Origin of the sequence: Aeromonas veronii bv. veronii, from assembly GCF_000820225.1 — a bacterium.
In the GTDB taxonomy this organism is placed as follows: domain Bacteria; phylum Pseudomonadota; class Gammaproteobacteria; order Enterobacterales; family Aeromonadaceae; genus Aeromonas; species Aeromonas veronii.
Map to the genome: position 1 here is coordinate 15,032 of NZ_CDDK01000006.1, position 16,394 is coordinate 31,425.

Genomic DNA, 16,394 nt, shown 5'->3' on the forward strand with positions numbered 1-16,394 from the left:
TCAGCTGACGGAACGCCTTGAGAGCATACTCGTGGATCGCATCGGCCTGCGCCTGGGTCAGCCCCTCGGCACGCAGTGCGGTCTCGGTATGGCTGGCGCTGCTGTACTTCTCTTCATAGGTGTAGAACTTGTCCTGCGGCACGCAGATCTCGCCCGGATAGGTGGCCACCAGCTCGTCACCATACTGGTAAACCGCCACTTCCAGCTCACGCGGCTTGACCGCTTTCTCGATCAGAACCTGTTCGGAGTAACCAAATGCATCGGCAATGCCCTTCACCAGATCCGCTTCGTTGCTGGCGGAGTAGCAGCCAACGGAAGAGCCCTGGGAAGCGGCCTTGATAAAGACCTTGCCCCACTTGGCCAGCGCGGCTTTGGCCTCGGCCAGCGCCGCCTCATTTTGCTCGGTCAGGAATAGGTACGGGGTGTTGGGAATGCCGATGGCGGAGAGCCACAGCTTGGTGCTGATCTTGTTGAAGCAGATCTTGCTCGCCTCGGCATCGCAACCGAGATAAGGCAATCCGGCCAGTTCGAGGAAGGATTGCAGATCGCCGGTCTCACCCGGGTAGCCGTGGATGCAGGGCACCACGTAATCCACCGGACGGGCCACGCTGTCGAACGAAAGCAGCTTGTCGAGCCCCAGCTTGCACTCGCGGCCATCGGCACTGAGCCAGCGATCGGCGAACATCTCGACGCGGGTCACTTCGACACCGGACAGAAGGCCCAGTTGTTGCTCGAGGAAATTGGCGCTGCGCAGAGAAACCTCGTGCTCGGAGCCACCGCCGCCGCACAGCAGCAAGACATGCATGTTCTTCATTAGATGTGATCCCTTGGGAAAAGCGGCCTCGTCATGACCATTTGATAAGCCAACCACCATAACAACCGGACGAAGCCAGATACGAACATAAGTGCGCGCCAGTGTAGCAAGGGAGATCAACCCTTGTCAGCTGATGGGAGACCCATGACCCCACTTCTTGCAGTGAAAAGTCTCCCCTGTGTCAAAATCGGGACACATTGCCCCTCAGCGCGGGGGATCGACCCTTCCCATGCCGTTGCCATTAACCCGAAACCAGCCGGCGATGCTGTAGCGCTCGCGATTGGCAGGCAGCACCTCATGGGGAAACTCCTCGGAGAGAAACATGACCAGCCGCCCCCCCTTGGGGCTGACATCCATCAGAAACTGCTCCTTGTCGTCATACATGCGCAGCACTCCACCCGCTTCGGGCAGCCAGTCGTTGTTGAGGTAAAACACGGTGGTAAGACGGCGGTTGGAGCGACCGGCAAAGGCATCCCGATGGGTGGCGTAAAAATCCCCGCTGCGATAGCGGGCGAAGTGGGCCTCGTAGTCGAACAATCCCAGCATCAGCATCCGGTTGGCGGCAAGACGCAGGGACTCCATCCGGGCGAGGTAGTCAGCCACCGGCGCACCGAGGGAGGGCTCCAGCCAGTGGATCTGGTCACGGCGAATATCGGGATTGCCCTGGTGCAGGGCGTTACGGCCGATCCCGGCCGGTTGCCATTCGCTTGGCAAACAGGCTTTGAGGGCATCCACCTCGGCGGCGGTCAAAAAATCATCCACTATCACCCATCCCCGGGTGTAAATGGCATCCATGGCAGCTTGATAGTCCAAGATTGGCTCACAATGAGTGGAAAGAGGGCGCTTTGTAGCGACTTACCGGCAAAGTCACAAACCGGTTTGCTTCTCTTGAGAAGTCCCAACATCAATACGCGAGTTGCAGCCCGCCTCCCCGCATTTTTGTCGCCAGTTGTGATCCCGCTCCGCCAACAGGCGTATTGGCTGTCGAAACTGTGATGGCCCTTGCAATCGGGACGAGGAGGCGCCGCGGCCTCCTTGCGGTGCCAAGAGCCAGCCGATACCGTATCCGCATCGCCATGTTGCTGTTCATCCTGCGCTTGTCTCTGTCACCGACCGAACTACTCACGGCACAACCCGCGCATCACCCACGAAAGGATCTTCTCATGCCTCTGCCCGATCTCACTTTGCAACGACTGGATGGTACCCCCTACCCGCTAACTCAACTGGCGGGCAAGGTAGTGCTGGTGGTCAACGTGGCCAGTCGCTGCGGCTTTACTCCCCAATATGAAGGGCTGGAAACGCTCTATCGGGAGCTAGGCCCCAAGGGGCTGGTGATTTTGGGCTTCCCCTGCAACCAGTTCGGTCAGCAGGAGCCGGGGGATGCGGACGAGATCGCCCGCTTCTGCTCCCTCGACTATCCGGTCACCTTTCCCATCATGGCCAAGTGCGATGTCAACGGTGAGCATGCCCACCCCTTCTACCAGTGGCTCAAGCAACAGAAACCGGGCTTTCTTGGGCTGGAAAACGTCAAATGGAACTTCACCAAGTTCCTGATCGACTGCAATGGCAAGGTGGTTGACCGCTTTGCTCCCACCACCAAGCCGGAGAGTCTGGCCGAGCAGATCAGCGAGATGCTCTGATGCTCCCGCACCGTTTTACGCCACTGCGTTGAACGATTGTATGGCGGCCGGTGCGACAGCTACTGCGCATCGGCCGCTCTTTTGCTATATTACGGCCCCGTTATCATTTCCATATCGTGGCTGGCCCCAACATGCTGGCTGCCCGTTGAGCCAAAGGCTCATCTCAGGAGTTTCTCTCGAACATGTCATTCAACGAACTGGGTCTGTCTCCGCATATTCTGCGGGCCGTCAAGGAGCTGGGTTACGAACAGCCAACCCCCATCCAGCAGCAAGCGATTCCGGCCATTCTGGCCGGTCAGGATGTGCTCGGCGGCGCTCAGACAGGCACAGGCAAAACGGCCGGTTTCACCCTGCCGATGTTGCAGCGTCTGCTGGCCAACCACGGTCGTGGCCGTCGTCAGGTGCGCGCACTGGTACTGACCCCGACCCGCGAACTGGCGGCACAGGTGGGCGAAAGCATCATCAAGTATGCCCACCACCTGCCATTCAAGACTCTGATCGCCTATGGCGGTGTCAGCATCAAGCCCAATCTGGACGCCATCAAGCTGGGTGTGGACATTCTGGTCGCCACCCCGGGCCGTCTGCTGGATCTGCTGACCCAGGGCGCCCTGACCCTGAGCCAGCTGGAAGTGCTGGTGCTGGATGAAGCGGATCGCATGCTCGACATGGGCTTTATCGTCGACATCCGCCGCATCATGAAGGCGCTGCCTGCAGAGCGGCAAACCCTGCTCTTCTCTGCCACCTTCTCAAACGACATCAAGGCGCTGGCGGACGATCTGCTGAACGACCCCACCCTGATCGAGGTGGACCCCAGCAATACTGCCGCCGAGCAGGTGACCCAGCGCATCATTCAGGTGGATCGGGAACGCCGCCGCGAGCTGCTATCCCACATGATTGGCCGTGGCAACTGGCAGCGGGTGCTGGTGTTTGTCCGCACCAAGCAGATCGCCGACCGCCTCGCCCAGCAGATGCAAAAAGATGGTCTCAATACCGTGGCGATCCACGGTGACAAGAGCCAGGGAGCCCGCAACCGGGCGCTGGCCGATTTTCGCAGTGGCGAGGTGCGGGTGCTGGTGGCGACCGATATCGCCGCCCGCGGTCTCGATATCGATCAACTGCCCTACGTGATCAACTTTGAACTGCCCCAGATGGCGGAGGATTACATCCACCGTATCGGCCGTACCGGCCGCGCCGGTCGTGGCGGCGAGGCCATCTCGCTGGTCAGCCAGGACGAGCTGGGTCAGCTCAAGGCTATCGAAGCCCTGATCGGCCAATCCCTGTCCGTGGAGATCCTGGAAGGGTATGAGCCCAGCGGCAAGCCGAGTCGCCAGACTCTGCCGGGCAGCAAGCCGGTGCAGAACCCGCCTCGGGCTCGCGGTCATGCTAACGCCAAGAGCAGCAATGCCAAGGGCAAGCCAGCCGCGGGCAAGGGCAAAGCCAAGGGTGACGCCAGCAAAAAAACTGCACCGGCCCGCAAGCGGGAAGTGGTGGGCGAGGATATCGGCTTTGCGCCAATGCGCCGCCTGCCCAAGGCGCAGCGTGACAGCTATCAGGAGAGCAGCGACGAGTAAGCTCGCGCGACGCTAACTGCCAAGCCAAAAGAGGGAGCCTGCAAGGCTCCCTCTTTCGTTATGGATCGCTCGGAGCCATGCAAGTGCTCCGTGCAAATGCTCCGCTCGGGCTCAAACCAGCGAATGGCGCACCGCGGCGGTACCATGGCTGGGCGGCGCTGAACCATCGAGCGGATTGTGCTGCAAGAACTCGAACAAGCCAGCCTGCATATTGACGTTCCAGAAGCGTCCGGCGAGGGTGAGTTGCAACCGTGCGTTCTCGATCTCGGCCAGCCCGTGCTGCTGCCAGGCGGCAAAAAGCGGCATCAGATGGGTCAGCAAAGGCGTTGGCAGACGATCCAGCGCCAGCACACCGCTGTCGAGGGCGCCACGCAGCAGACCGTCCATCCTTGCATTGGGATTGCGTCCCATCACCATCCCGGGCGCCCGCTTGCCACTGGCCAGCGCGTCGTGCCAGGGGGCCAGATCCCGCCCATACATCAAGCCGTGGCCAAGAATGCTGCCCCCTGCCCCGGCACCAAAGGGGAGGATCTCCGCACCGCGCTTGGCCATCTGGTTATAACGACTCTGCTCGGCCGGACTGCGCCGCCAGTGGCTGCAAGAGAGACGTTCCCAGCCGTGAGCTTCCAGTTGCGCCCCGCCATAGGCATACATGGCCGCCCGCTGCTGGCCATCGGCGAGCCAATCCAGGGTGCCCTTCTCCTGCGCCCGCTCCAGATTGGTGCCCTGCATGGCGATGAGCTGGTAGAGATCGACCCCGTGTACACCGCTCGCCATCACATCGCGGATATCCTGCTGCCACACGGCATCATCCTGACCGGGCAGACCAAAGATAAGATCCGCCACGATCACAGCCGCATCATCCCGGGTCAGCTCACCCAGACGGGTCAGCAAGGTCTCCCTGTCATCGAAGCGGGCCGCCTGCTGACGCACCCGGGTATCAAAGCTTTGCACCCCGAATGAGAAGCGGTTGAAGCCCCCCGCCAGCGCAACCTGCCATTTCTCATCATCAAAGCCGTTGAGACGCCCCTCCAGCGTCACCTCGGCATCGGCCGCCAATGGGAAACGGCGGATCACGGCGGCCAGCATGGCCAGCTCGTCGGCGCTCATGTCGGTCGGCGTACCGCCCCCCACATAGACGGCTGAAAATGGCATGCTCTGCGCCAGCGGGGTGTCAGCCGCCTGCGCAAGAGAGGTACAGAGGGCGTTGACATAGCGGTTGATCCGCGCCGGGTTGGCGCCATTTTCAAAGAAATTGCAGAAGCTGCAGCGCTTTCGGCAAAACGGAATATGGATGTAGAGGGCGCACTCCTCAGCTTCACTCTCTCGCTGCCACCAGCTCTGCCAGCCAGCCTCATCCAGCGGGAAGGGGCGCATCCCTCCCCGACTGGCGTGAGCCGAGGTCTTGGCGCTAAAAGCAAACTTGAGGGGATCCGGCGTGGCAATACCGGTCATGGAAGGGGTCAGATTCATGATGGTCACTATTATCAGCAAATAATGACAATGATAACGATTATCGTTACTGACAATTTGTTCTGGATCAACCCGAGGAGCAGCCCCCTCCCGAAAGGCATTTTGGCAACCTGCATTACCGATCTGCTTAACAGATTATTTACTCAAGAGTGGTTATCGTGTGCCGATAGAGAACCATCTCCCGCCGTTTCTTCGTCTACGATCAAGATGATACGGGATCACATAACAACACCAAGCGCATGGAACTTGCCCAAAATGCATAACCTCTCCTTGAACTGGAAAATATTCCTCCCTCTTGCGCTGGTCATCAGCACCACCTTTGGCCTCTGCTTCGAACTCTCCGCCTGGCTGCAACGGGATCTCGCCATCCGGCTGGCAGAGGAGAAAGTTGAGAGCATGGCCAACACCTATATGGATCAGGTGAACGTGCTGATGATGACAGGTGGCATGGCCAACCGGCAGATAGTGCAGACCAAACTCAAGAGTGAAGCGGGCATCGTTGAGGCCCGTCTGGTGCGCGCACCAGCAGTAAGCAACCTGTTTGGCCCGGGTCATCCGGATCAGAAAGTGCAGGATCCCCTCGATGAGCGTGCCATCAATCAGGGCGAAGCCATCCTGGAGCAGCAGGGCAACCGGCTCACCCTGATCAAACCGTTCAAAGCCTACAAGGAGTATCGCGGCACCCAGTGCCTCACCTGTCATCAGGTCAATGAGGGGACCGTGATGGGGGCTGTGCGGATCAGTTATGACCTCAGCCACACCTTCGGCGAGATCCGCCACAACAACCTGATCCTGAGCGGCAGCCTGGCCGCCGTCTTTAGCCTCGGCTTCGGCTTGCTCTGGTGGGTATTGCAACGCTACGTGAAACACCCTTTGCGCCAGCTGCAGCTCACCATGATCCGAATGGCCAAAGAGCGCGACCTCGCCCTCCCCCTGGTCAATCACAGCCGGGATGAACTGGGCCAGATGACCCGCGCCGTCAATGACATGGTGCAGGGATTCCGCCACAGCCTGCAGGAAGTGGAAGGGGCAACCCACCAGCTCTATCAGGAATCAAACCAGATCCGTCAGGTCGCGACCCAGACCGAAAACTCGGCCCGTCAGCAAGAGGGGATGACCACCCAGGTCGCCGCCGCCGTCAGCGAACTGGCCGCCAGCTCTCATGAAGTGCGCGAACATGCCCGCCACAGCGCCGAGCTCTCCGCCCTCACCAATCAGGATGCCGCTGACACCAGTCGCCTCGCCCAGCACTCCATCACCGATATGGGCGAGATGTCGGCAGAGATCGATCGGGTGGACCAGGTGATCCAGCAACTCGACAGCCGTTGCCTGGCGGTTGACGGTGTGCTCGAGGTGATCAAGGGGATTGCCGATCAGACCAACCTGCTGGCCCTCAACGCTGCGATTGAAGCGGCCCGGGCTGGTGAGCAAGGCCGTGGCTTTGCGGTGGTGGCCGATGAAGTGCGGGCCCTCTCCAACCGCAGCCGCGCCGCCAGCGAAGAGATCTCCCAGATGATCGCCGCCCTGCAAAATGAGGCCCAGAGCGCTGTTACGGTGATCGGGGATGCAAAAAGCAAAGCCGATGAGAGCATCAGCAAGACCGAAGCGACCCTGGCAGCCATGCAGAACATCATCGAGCGCATCGCCCGCATCAACGACCTCAACGCCCAGATGGCCCAGTCGGCCGAAGAGCAGGACAGGGTCTGCCATGAGGTAGACAGCTCGGTCAGCGATATTCGAAACACCTCCAACGACACCCTGGGTCAGGCGCACGCCGCCAACCTCGCCAGCATCCAGCTGGTGGAGCAGTGCCAGAAACTGGAGGCGCTGCTGAAAACCTACCGTTGGTAATCCACTTGACCAACGAAAAAGCGCGACCCAAGGGTCGCGCTTTTGCTTTATGGATCAGATTTGGCCGAGCGGCCGCGTTGCTATTCCAGCGGCGCTCTGACTATTAACAGCGCCGCCAAGATAGCTTTAACGGGCGTTACGGGTTGCGACGGCATCAGCCAGGTTGCGCAGCAGCACTTCGGTATCAGCCCAACCGATGCAGGCATCTGTGATGCTCTGGCCGACGGTGAGTTCACACCCTTCCACCAGATCCTGACGACCTTCCACCAGATGGCTCTCCACCATCACACCAAACACCGCCTTGCTGCCGGCACGCAGCTGACCGGCTACATCTTCGGCCACCACCATCTGGTTCTTGAACTGTTTGCTGCTGTTGGCGTGACTAAAGTCGATCATCACCTTCTGCGGCAGACCGGCCTTCTCCAGCCCCTTCACAACTTCGCTGACATGGGCAGCGCTGTAGTTCGGCTCACGACCACCACGCAGAATGATGTGACAGTCCGGGTTGCCGCGGGTCGCCACGATGGCGGAGTGACCGTATTTGGTGACCGACAGGAAGTGGTGCGGCGCACTGGCAGCGCCAATGGCATCGATGGCAACCTTGATGGTGCCGTCAGTGCCGTTCTTGAAGCCCACCGGGCAGGAGAGACCGGAGGCCAGCTCGCGGTGTACCTGGGATTCGGTAGTACGGGCACCGATAGCGCCCCAGCTCATCAGATCCGCCACATATTGCGGGGTGATCATGTCGAGGAACTCGGAGGCAGTCGGCAGCCCCATGTCGTTGAGATCCAGCAACAGCTTGCGACCGATGCGCAGACCGTCGTTGATCTTGCAGCTGTTGTCGAGGTACGGATCGTTGATCAGCCCCTTCCAGCCCACTGTGGTGCGCGGTTTTTCGAAGTAGACCCGCATCACGATCTCCAGCTGACCTTTCAGCTCGTCGCGCAACGCCTTGAGGCGCTTGCCATACTCCAGCGCGGCAACCGGATCATGGATGGAGCAAGGACCAATCACCACCAGCAGACGATCATCTTCGCCAGCCAGGATATTGTGAATGGCCTGACGGGATTCAAAAACGGTGGAAGAGGCCACCTCGGTAGCCGGAAACTTCTCAAGCACCGCAACCGGGGGTAATAACTCTTTGATTTCACTGATACGAACGTCGTCGGTTTGATGCTGCATGACAAGGCTTCCTGCTAGATGACTGCGATTAGGAAATCTCAACATAGCCCGCGACAGGGCATGTGTAAATAGGAAATTACAGCAATCACAAAACTATTTTATATATCAATCTTGCAAGTTATTGAAATGATGCTAGGCGAAATAGAAGTGCGGATGAGGAAGGCAAAAAGGCCCGCTCAGCGCGGGCCCGAAGCGTCGGTGATGACGGGTTTGTCAGTGATCAGCCACGCTGGCTGATACTGGCCAGCTTGTCGAAGTAATCCGGGAAGGTCTTCGACGTGCACTTGGGATCATTGATGGTGACCGGTGTATCCGACAGCGCCACCAGCGAGAAGCACATGGCGATACGGTGATCGTTGTAGGTATCGATCTCGGCATGCTTGAGCTGGGTCGGCGGGGTCACGGTGATAAAGTCATGCCCCTCCTCCACTTCGACGCCCAGCTTGCGCAACTCGGTCGCCATGGCGTGCAGACGATCGGTCTCCTTCACCCGCCAGTTGTAGATATTGCGAATGGAGGTCGGCCCCTCGGCAAACAGCGCGGCAACCGCGATGGTCATGGCCGCATCGGGAATATGGTTCATGTCCATATCCACTCCGTGCAGCGGCGCCTGCTCGGCCTCGATGAAGTCATCACCCCAGGTGATGCGCGCGCCCATCTTCTCCAGCACATCGGCGAAGTGAATATCACCCTGAATGCTGTGCTTGCCGATACCGGTGACCCGTACCTTGCCCTTGATGGCACCCGCCGCGAGGAAGTAGGAGGCGCTGGAGGCATCACCTTCCACCAGAAAGTCACCCGGGCTGATGTAGGTCTGGTTGCCCTTGATGTAGAACAGCTTGTAGTTGTCGTGCTCGATGACCACCCCGAACTGCTTCATGATGTGCAGAGTGATGTCGATGTAAGGCTTGGAGACCAGCTCCCCCTTGATGTGGATCCGGGTATCACCGGCCGCCATCGGCGCCGCCATCAAAAACGCGGTCAGGAACTGGCTGGAGACGGAGCCGTCGACATGCACATCGCCGCCCCACAGCCCCTTGGCATCCACCACCAGCGGCGGATAACCATCGTGTTTCAGGTACTGGATATGGGCACCCGCTTCACGCAGGGCATCCACCAGATGGCCGATGGGACGCTCTTCCATGCGCGGCTCGCCGCCCAGAGTATATTCACCTGAGCCGAGGCATAGCGCGGCGCAGAGCGGTCGCATGGCAGTACCGGCGTTGCCGAGGAACAGATTGACCGGCTCTTTCACCGCAAAGCTGCGGCCCAGACCCTGCACGGTACACTCGGTCTTGTCGGCAGAGAGCTTGTACTTGACCCCGAGCTGGGTCAGCGCAGCCAGCATGTGACGAATGTCATCGCTGTCGAGCAGGTTGGTCAAACGGGTGGTGCCACGAGCCAGCGCCGCCAACAGCAGCGCACGGTTAGAGACACTCTTGGAGCCGGGCAGATTGACCTCACCGGCCACACGAGAAATGGGTTCCAAACGCAACGAATTCATAGACTTCCTGTGCTATCTCAAAAATAAACGCCTGTCCGGACGTTAACAGCCTGCGTCCCGCTCGGCAAGGGCACTTTCAGGGGAAATCGCACGGCAAACGCCAGCGCGCTGGTTCTGTTGAAAAAAAGACGCCGGGGTATCCCCGGCGTCTTGAATCACTGCAATAGCTGGAAGCGGCTCACGGGTTGTCACGAGAGGCCACCAGCAAACACATAGGGGCTCTGTTCTCAGCCGTTGCGCTTGGCAAAGCCATCCATAAAGCTGACCAGGGCCTTCACTCCCTCCAGCGGCATGGCGTTGTAGATGCTGGCGCGCATGCCACCGACGATGCGGTGTCCTTTGAGGGCCAGCAGACCAGCCGCTTCCGATTCGGCCAGGAACTGCTTGTCCAGCTCGGCATTTTTCAGCTGGAACGGGATGTTCATCCGCGAACGGCAGCTGACATCCACCTGATTGCCATAGAAGCTCGACTGATCGAGATAGTCATACAGGAAGTCTGCCTTCTCCTTGTTGCGCGCTTCCATTGCCTCGAGGCCACCCTGTTCCTTGAGCCATTCGAATACCAGACCGGCCAGATACCAGGCGTAGGTGGGCGGCGTGTTGAACATGGAGTCGTTCTTGGCTGTGAGCTTGTAGTCAAAAATCGAGGGCACATCGGCTCTGGCCTGATCCAGCAGATCATCGCGCACGATGGCGATGGCAAGCCCGGACGGCCCGATATTTTTCTGGGCACCGGCATAGATAATGCCAAAGCGGCTCACATCGAGAGGACGGGAGAGAATAGTGGAGGAGAGATCCGCCACCAGCGGCACCTCGCCGGTAGCCGGGATGTCAAACATCTCGATGCCGTCAATGGTTTCGTTCGGGCAGTAGTGAACATAAGCCGCATCGGCGCGAAACGCCGGGGTCGGCAGCAGGTGAGAGACCCCCTGCTCGTTCTTGGCAACCCCCTGGAAGGTCTGGATATCGCCATACTTTTTGGCTTCATCCACCGCGCTCTGGGACCAGACGCCGGTCAGCAGGAAGTCCGCTTTCTTGTTGGCCCCGCCCAGCAGGTTCATGGGTACGGCGGAGAACTGACCGCGGCCGCCACCGTGCATGAAGAGCACCTTGTAGTTGTCCGGCACCGCCAGCAGTTCGCGCAGATCCGCTTCGGCCTTCTCGGCCACCGCCATGTAGGGCTTGCCGCGATGGGAAAGCTCCATGACCGAGGCTCCCAGCCCCTGAAAATTACAAAATTCGCGCTGGGCGCGCTCCATGACTTCAACCGGCAGCATGGCGGGGCCGGCGCAGAAGTTGTAAATCTGTTTGCTCATGACGCTTTCCGTGAGTGGATGAGAGTAATCGATGACTTGTCAGGTTTTACACAAGAGCAGCCAGCGGATCAAAGGCTTTTTGGGAGCTGGCTCAACCTTTTACCGTCACTCTGCATCCCCCTTGCAGGAGAAAAAGCCCTGAACGGGTCAGGGCTTGCAGGGAACATGCACAGAAATGGCGGGCAGAGCGCATAAACGACCACAGCTCAGCCATTTCTGACAAATTTACAGTTTGGCGGTGAGCTCCGGCAGCAGGGTGAAGAGATCCCCCACCAGTCCGTAGTCCGCCACCTGAAAGATGGGGGCATCGCTGTCCTTGTTGATGGCCACGATCACCTTCGACTCCTTCATCCCAGCCAGATGCTGGATGGCGCCCGAAATGCCGACCGCGATATAGAGCTCGGGCGCCACCACCTTGCCGGTCTGCCCCACCTGAAGATCGTTGGCGACATATCCCGCATCAACGGCGGCCCGCGATGCCCCCACCGCGCCGCCCAGCTTGTCGGCCAGCGCCTCAATCAGGGCAAATTGCGCCTTTGAGCCCAGCGCCCGACCACCGGAGACCACGACCCGAGCGGCTGTCAATTCGGGCCTGCTGGAGCGCACCGCGCGGCGCTCGACCAGCCGGGTACGGCCAGCGAATTCGGGCACGGCCAAGTGCTCGATGAGAGCCTGCCCGCCCGTCGCCGCCTTGGCAAACGCGGTGGCCCGCACTGTCATCAATTTGACGGGCGCCGAGCTTGCCACTCTGGCAATGGCATTGCCCGCATAGATGGGGCGCAGGAAGGTGTCGCGGCTCTCGATAGCCGTCACCTCGGAGAGCATCTCCACCCCGAGCCGGGCCGCCACCTGTGGCAGCAGCGCCTTGCCCATGGCACTAGCCGCCATCAGGCAGTGGCTGTAACCTTCGCACCAGCAGGCCAGCAGCTTGTCGACCCCATCCAGCAGCCCGTCGGCCAGCAGGGGATGTTCGGCAAGCAGAACCTTGTCGACACCGCTGAGGGCTGCCGCCTGTTCACCCGCCTCGGTCAGCCCCTGACCCAGCAACAGCAGGTCAACCTGACCGCCGATGGATCCGGCGGCGGTCACCAGTTGTGCCACGTTGTCGGCCAGATGGCCCTGATGATGTTCGGCAATGATCAGCACGCTCATGGCAGCACCTTCGCTTCGTGTTTGAGTTTGTCTACCAGCTCGTCCACCGAGCCCACCTTGATCCCGGCGCTGCGGGCTGGTGGCGCCATCACCCCGAGCAAACGGGTCTGGTTGGCCACCTCAACGGCGAGTGTCGAGAACGGGGCGCTATCAAGCGGCTTGCGCTTGGCCTTCATGATGTTGGGCAACGAAGCAAAGCGCGGTTCATTCAAACGCAGATCGGCGCTCACCACCGCAGGCAACGGCATGCCCAGGGTCTCGAGGCCACCGTCGATTTCGCGGGTCACCAGCAGTTCCCCCGCTTCCACCTTGAGGGCTGACGCACAGGTCGCCAGCGGCCAATCATTGAGGGCCGCCAGCATCTGTGCCACCTGATTGTTGTCTGAATCGATGGACTGCTTGCCGAGCAGCACCAGATCCGGCTGCTCCTGCTCACACACCTTGCGCAAGGCGCGGGCGACAGTCAGCGGGGTGAGCGTCTCATCGGTGACACTCTCACCGGTTATATAGTGCAGCGCCCGATCCGCCCCCAACGCCAGCCCATGGCGCAGTTGCTCGGCGGCAGCGTCAGGGCCGAAGGTCACCACCACCAGTTCGCTGGCAACCCCGGCTTCCCGCAGCCTGACCCCCTCCTCCACCGCAATTTCACAAAAGGGGTTGATCCCCATCTTCACATTGGCCAGCTCCACGTCGGAGCCGTCTCCCTTCACCCGGATCTTGACGTTGTAGTCGACTACCCGTTTGATTGCGACCAGCAGCTTCATGGGGTCATGCCTCGTCTCTTTGGATTGAATTCATTAGTGTGCCTCTGCGTTTGTTGCAGTACGTTCTTCCCTGATTTTTTGCTTTTTCTTGCTCAGTTTTGCTTACAACTGCTTTACGTTTACGTAAACTACCTGCATTACCCTAGGCCAACCAGAGCGCAGAGGCAAGATGGAACGGGAAGCAATGGAATTTGATGTCGTCATCGTCGGCGGCGGTCCGGCGGGGCTCAGTGCAGCCATCGCCCTGAAACAGCAGGATGCCACTCTCTCTGTCTGTCTGCTGGAGAAAGGGGCGGAAATTGGCGCCCATCTGCTCTCCGGCGCCCTGTTTGATCCCGTCGCCTTGCAAGAGCTGCTGCCGGATGGCTGGCAGCAAGCGCCGCTCGGCGTGCCGGTCAGCGACGATCAGGTTCATCTGCTGCAAAGCGAGCAACGTTCCCTGCAACTCCCCGCCTGGGCGGTGCCGCCCCGGATGCACAATGAGGGCTGTCACATCATCAGCCTCGGCAACCTTTGCCGCTGGCTTGGCCAACAGGCGGAAAAACTGGGAGTCGAAATATACCCGGGATTTACCGCCAGCGAACTTATCATGGAAGCGGGCCGGGTCAAGGGGGTCATCACCGGCGATCTGGGGCTGGATCGGGCGGGCAATCCGAAAGCAGATTATGTGCCCGGCATGGCACTGCTCGGTCGCTACACCCTCTTTGCCGAAGGGGCCCGCGGTCATCTCGGCAAGCAGCTGATCGCCGACTTCAACCTAGCAAGCCCTGCCCAGCCCCAGCACTATGCCATCGGCTTCAAGGAGCTGTGGCAACTGCCTGCTGGCCAAGGCAAAGCGGGACAGGTGCTGCACGGCAGTGGCTGGCCCCTTGGCAAGCAGGGGGGCGGCAATAGCCACGGTGGCTTCTATCTCTATCACATGGAGGGGGATCAGGTGGCAGTCGGGCTGATTGTCGATCTCAACTACCAGAATCCCTGGCTCAGCCCGTTCGACGAATTCCAGCGCCTCAAGCATCACCCGCTTATCGCCGGCGTGTTGCAAGGGGGTGAACGCATCAGTTACGGCGCCCGCGCCATCACCAAGGGGGGCTGGCACGCCCTGCCCCGCATGCACTTCCCGGGCGGCCTGCTGATCGGCTGCGATGCCGGCACCCTCGACTTTTCCCGCATCAAGGGGATCCACACCGCCATGAAATCGGGGATGCTGGCGGCAAAAACCGTCGCGATGGCGCTGCGGGGGGGCGATGAGGGAGGACGGGATCTGGCCCAGTATGGTGACGAGCTGCACCAGAGCTGGCTGGCCCGCGAACTCAAGGCAGCACGCAACTTCGGCGCGGCGCTTCACCGCTATGGTCCCTGGTTGGGCGGTGCCTTCAACTGGCTGGAGCAACGGCTGTTTGGCGCAAACTCGCCCTTCAAGCTGCTCGATAAAGCTCACGATTATCGTCAGCTGCGTGTGGCCAGCCGCTGCGAGCCCATCCATTATCCCAAACCCGATGGCAGACTGAGCTTTGACAAGCTCTCGTCTGTGTATCTGGCCAACACCAGTCACGACGAGGATCAACCTTGCCACCTCAAGCTGCAGGACGAGCGCATTCCGGTCGAGGTCAATCTGCCCACCTGGGCCGAACCCGCCCAACGCTACTGCCCGGCAGGGGTGTTTGAAGTGCTGGAAATGGAAGGCGCGGCCAAACTGCAAATCAACGCAGCCAACTGCATCCACTGCAAAACCTGCGATATCAAGGACCCCAGTCAAAACATTATCTGGACGCCGCCACAGGGGGGCTCCGGGCCCAATTATCCGAATATGTGATGAAGCGGGGCAGCGGCAACAAGCAGCCCCAGCTAGCCCTCCCCCAGCCAAAGGCTGGGTTCTACCCCGCATAGCCGCTCAGGTGATCCGACCTCGCTGTTTTTTTGAACAAACAAGCTGAATCCCTGATGAATAGCCCCTGACAAGCGCGGCCCGCCCCTGTATAGTTCGCCGCATTCAGGTTTTCCATCGGCCCGATCTGCTTATCCACGGGATCGCCTTCTGCAGCGATCTAAGGCCGCATGACCTGTGCAACCATCCCTGATTACCCATGACTTTTTAAGGGGGGACAGATGATCACCGCCTACATTCTCAATAACAAGGTGCTGGACATAGTCACGCTCGGGCCTGACGACATAGTACCTGACAACACGGTCTGGCTGGATGCCTACAAGCCGGACACGGCAGAGCGAGAATGGTTGACGGGCCTGTTCCTGGAAGAGGTCCCCGACAAGGAAGAGCTCGACGACATCGAAGCATCCGCCCGTTTTTACTGGGATACCGATGGTCTGCACATTCACTCCCTGTTTCCCCAGCGGATCGGTCGTGACACTAAGGGTGTCCACGTCTCCTTTACCCTGCGCAACAACCTGCTGATCAGCATTCGCGAAGATGACATCGGGCTGGTGCGCCTGCTGCGCCACTATATGCGCCAGGATCGGCTGGAGGTGGAGGATGCCCTCGATATCCTGCTGGAGGTGCAGAACCTCAAGGTGGAGTACCTCTCCGACCTTATCGAAGATGGTTACAAGACCTTGGAAAACACCGCCGATCAGATCTTCGAGCCGGATCAGATCAACCCCATGTTGAAAGAGTTGATGGCACAGGAAGAGGCCAACGGCCAGATCCGTCTCTCCCTGCACGATACTCGCCGCGCCCTGCGTTTCCTCAAACGCAGCCTGCGCCAGCGCATGAGCCTTGAGCAGAACAAGTGGATCGACGAGATGCTGCATGACGTGGAGTCCCTGTTGCCCCACACCCAGTTCCTGTTCGACAAGATCAACTTCCAGCTGGAGGCCTCCATGGGGGTGACCAATCTGGAGCAGAACAAGGTGATCAAGATCTTCTCGGTAGCCGCCGTGATCTTCCTGCCGCCGACCCTGATCGCCAGTATCTACGGCATGAACTTCGGCCGTATGCCGGAGCTCGCCTGGGAGTACGGTTATCCCATGTCACTGGTGCTGATGGTGATGTCATCGCTCGGCACCGGCCTCTTCTTCAAGCGCAAAGGCTGGCTGTAACGCCGCCGACGCGCACTGCGATATCTGAAGAAACGGATTGGGGGGCATTGCCCCCCGATTAATTTGCGCCACG

13 protein-coding genes are annotated in these 16,394 nt (G+C 60.0%); 5 read left to right on the forward strand and 8 right to left on the reverse strand.

Annotated elements, in window-relative coordinates; genetic code table 11:
• Both BN1139_RS02520 and BN1139_RS02525 read right to left on the reverse strand, forming a co-directional pair.
• On the reverse strand, positions 1 to 814 hold an 814-nt coding region (locus BN1139_RS02520), incomplete at its 3' end, for a D-alanine--D-alanine ligase (protein ID WP_041980107.1).
• 204 nt (positions 815 to 1,018) lie between these two features.
• The gene (locus BN1139_RS02525; RefSeq protein WP_005351278.1) at positions 1,019 to 1,627 is read right to left on the reverse strand and encodes a 2OG-Fe(II) oxygenase; all 609 of its coding nucleotides are present in this window, start codon (positions 1,625 to 1,627) and stop codon (positions 1,019 to 1,021) included.
• 350 nt (positions 1,628 to 1,977) lie between these two features.
• On the opposite strand from BN1139_RS02525, the gene BN1139_RS02530 reads away from it, so the two are divergent.
• Positions 1,978 to 2,454: a glutathione peroxidase gene (locus tag BN1139_RS02530; protein WP_005351277.1), complete on the forward strand. Its 477-nt coding sequence runs from the start codon at positions 1,978 to 1,980 to the stop codon at positions 2,452 to 2,454.
• Between the two features lie 182 nt (positions 2,455 to 2,636).
• A complete protein-coding gene (locus tag BN1139_RS02535; protein WP_005351275.1) occupies positions 2,637 to 4,025 on the forward strand; it encodes a DEAD/DEAH box helicase in 1,389 nt (462 codons plus the stop codon).
• 111 nt (positions 4,026 to 4,136) lie between these two features.
• Here BN1139_RS02535 and hutW read toward each other — a convergent pair whose 3' ends face one another.
• Complete coding sequence (gene hutW / locus BN1139_RS02540; protein ID WP_005351273.1) at positions 4,137 to 5,498, reverse strand: heme anaerobic degradation radical SAM methyltransferase ChuW/HutW; 1,362 nt, start codon at positions 5,496 to 5,498, stop codon at positions 4,137 to 4,139.
• 255 nt (positions 5,499 to 5,753) lie between these two features.
• On the opposite strand from hutW, the gene BN1139_RS02545 reads away from it, so the two are divergent.
• The gene (locus BN1139_RS02545) at positions 5,754 to 7,349 is read left to right on the forward strand and encodes a methyl-accepting chemotaxis protein (RefSeq protein WP_005351270.1); all 1,596 of its coding nucleotides are present in this window, start codon (positions 5,754 to 5,756) and stop codon (positions 7,347 to 7,349) included.
• Between the two features lie 126 nt (positions 7,350 to 7,475).
• On the opposite strand, the gene aroG is transcribed toward BN1139_RS02545, so the two are convergent.
• The 5 genes from aroG to BN1139_RS02570 all read right to left on the reverse strand — a co-directional run bounded on the left by aroG (position 7,476) and on the right by BN1139_RS02570 (position 13,267).
• Positions 7,476 to 8,531 (reverse strand): 3-deoxy-7-phosphoheptulonate synthase AroG, encoded by a 1,056-nt coding sequence (aroG, locus tag BN1139_RS02550; protein WP_005351268.1) that lies wholly within the window; start codon positions 8,529 to 8,531, stop codon positions 7,476 to 7,478.
• Between the two features lie 220 nt (positions 8,532 to 8,751).
• Positions 8,752 to 10,035 (reverse strand): 3-phosphoshikimate 1-carboxyvinyltransferase, encoded by a 1,284-nt coding sequence (gene aroA / locus BN1139_RS02555; protein WP_005351267.1) that lies wholly within the window; start codon positions 10,033 to 10,035, stop codon positions 8,752 to 8,754.
• 227 nt (positions 10,036 to 10,262) lie between these two features.
• Positions 10,263 to 11,351 (reverse strand): 3-phosphoserine/phosphohydroxythreonine transaminase, encoded by a 1,089-nt coding sequence (gene serC / locus BN1139_RS02560; protein ID WP_005351264.1) that lies wholly within the window; start codon positions 11,349 to 11,351, stop codon positions 10,263 to 10,265.
• A 225-nt stretch (positions 11,352 to 11,576) separates the two neighbouring features.
• Complete coding sequence (locus tag BN1139_RS02565; protein ID WP_005351262.1) at positions 11,577 to 12,503, reverse strand: electron transfer flavoprotein subunit alpha/FixB family protein; 927 nt, start codon at positions 12,501 to 12,503, stop codon at positions 11,577 to 11,579.
• Positions 12,500 to 13,267, reverse strand: a complete 768-nt coding sequence (locus tag BN1139_RS02570; RefSeq protein WP_005351260.1) for an electron transfer flavoprotein subunit beta/FixA family protein — start codon at positions 13,265 to 13,267, stop codon at positions 12,500 to 12,502. Before BN1139_RS02570 ends, BN1139_RS02565 begins: the two co-directional genes overlap by 4 nt.
• Before the next feature lie 169 nt (positions 13,268 to 13,436).
• Here BN1139_RS02570 and BN1139_RS02575 point away from each other — a divergent pair, with 169 nt between their 5' ends.
• Complete coding sequence (locus BN1139_RS02575; protein WP_005351257.1) at positions 13,437 to 15,080, forward strand: electron transfer flavoprotein-ubiquinone oxidoreductase; 1,644 nt, start codon at positions 13,437 to 13,439, stop codon at positions 15,078 to 15,080.
• A gap of 293 nt (positions 15,081 to 15,373) precedes the next feature.
• Positions 15,374 to 16,321: a magnesium/cobalt transporter CorA gene (corA, locus tag BN1139_RS02580; protein WP_005337059.1), complete on the forward strand. Its 948-nt coding sequence runs from the start codon at positions 15,374 to 15,376 to the stop codon at positions 16,319 to 16,321.
• Positions 16,322 to 16,394 lie beyond the last annotated feature (73 nt).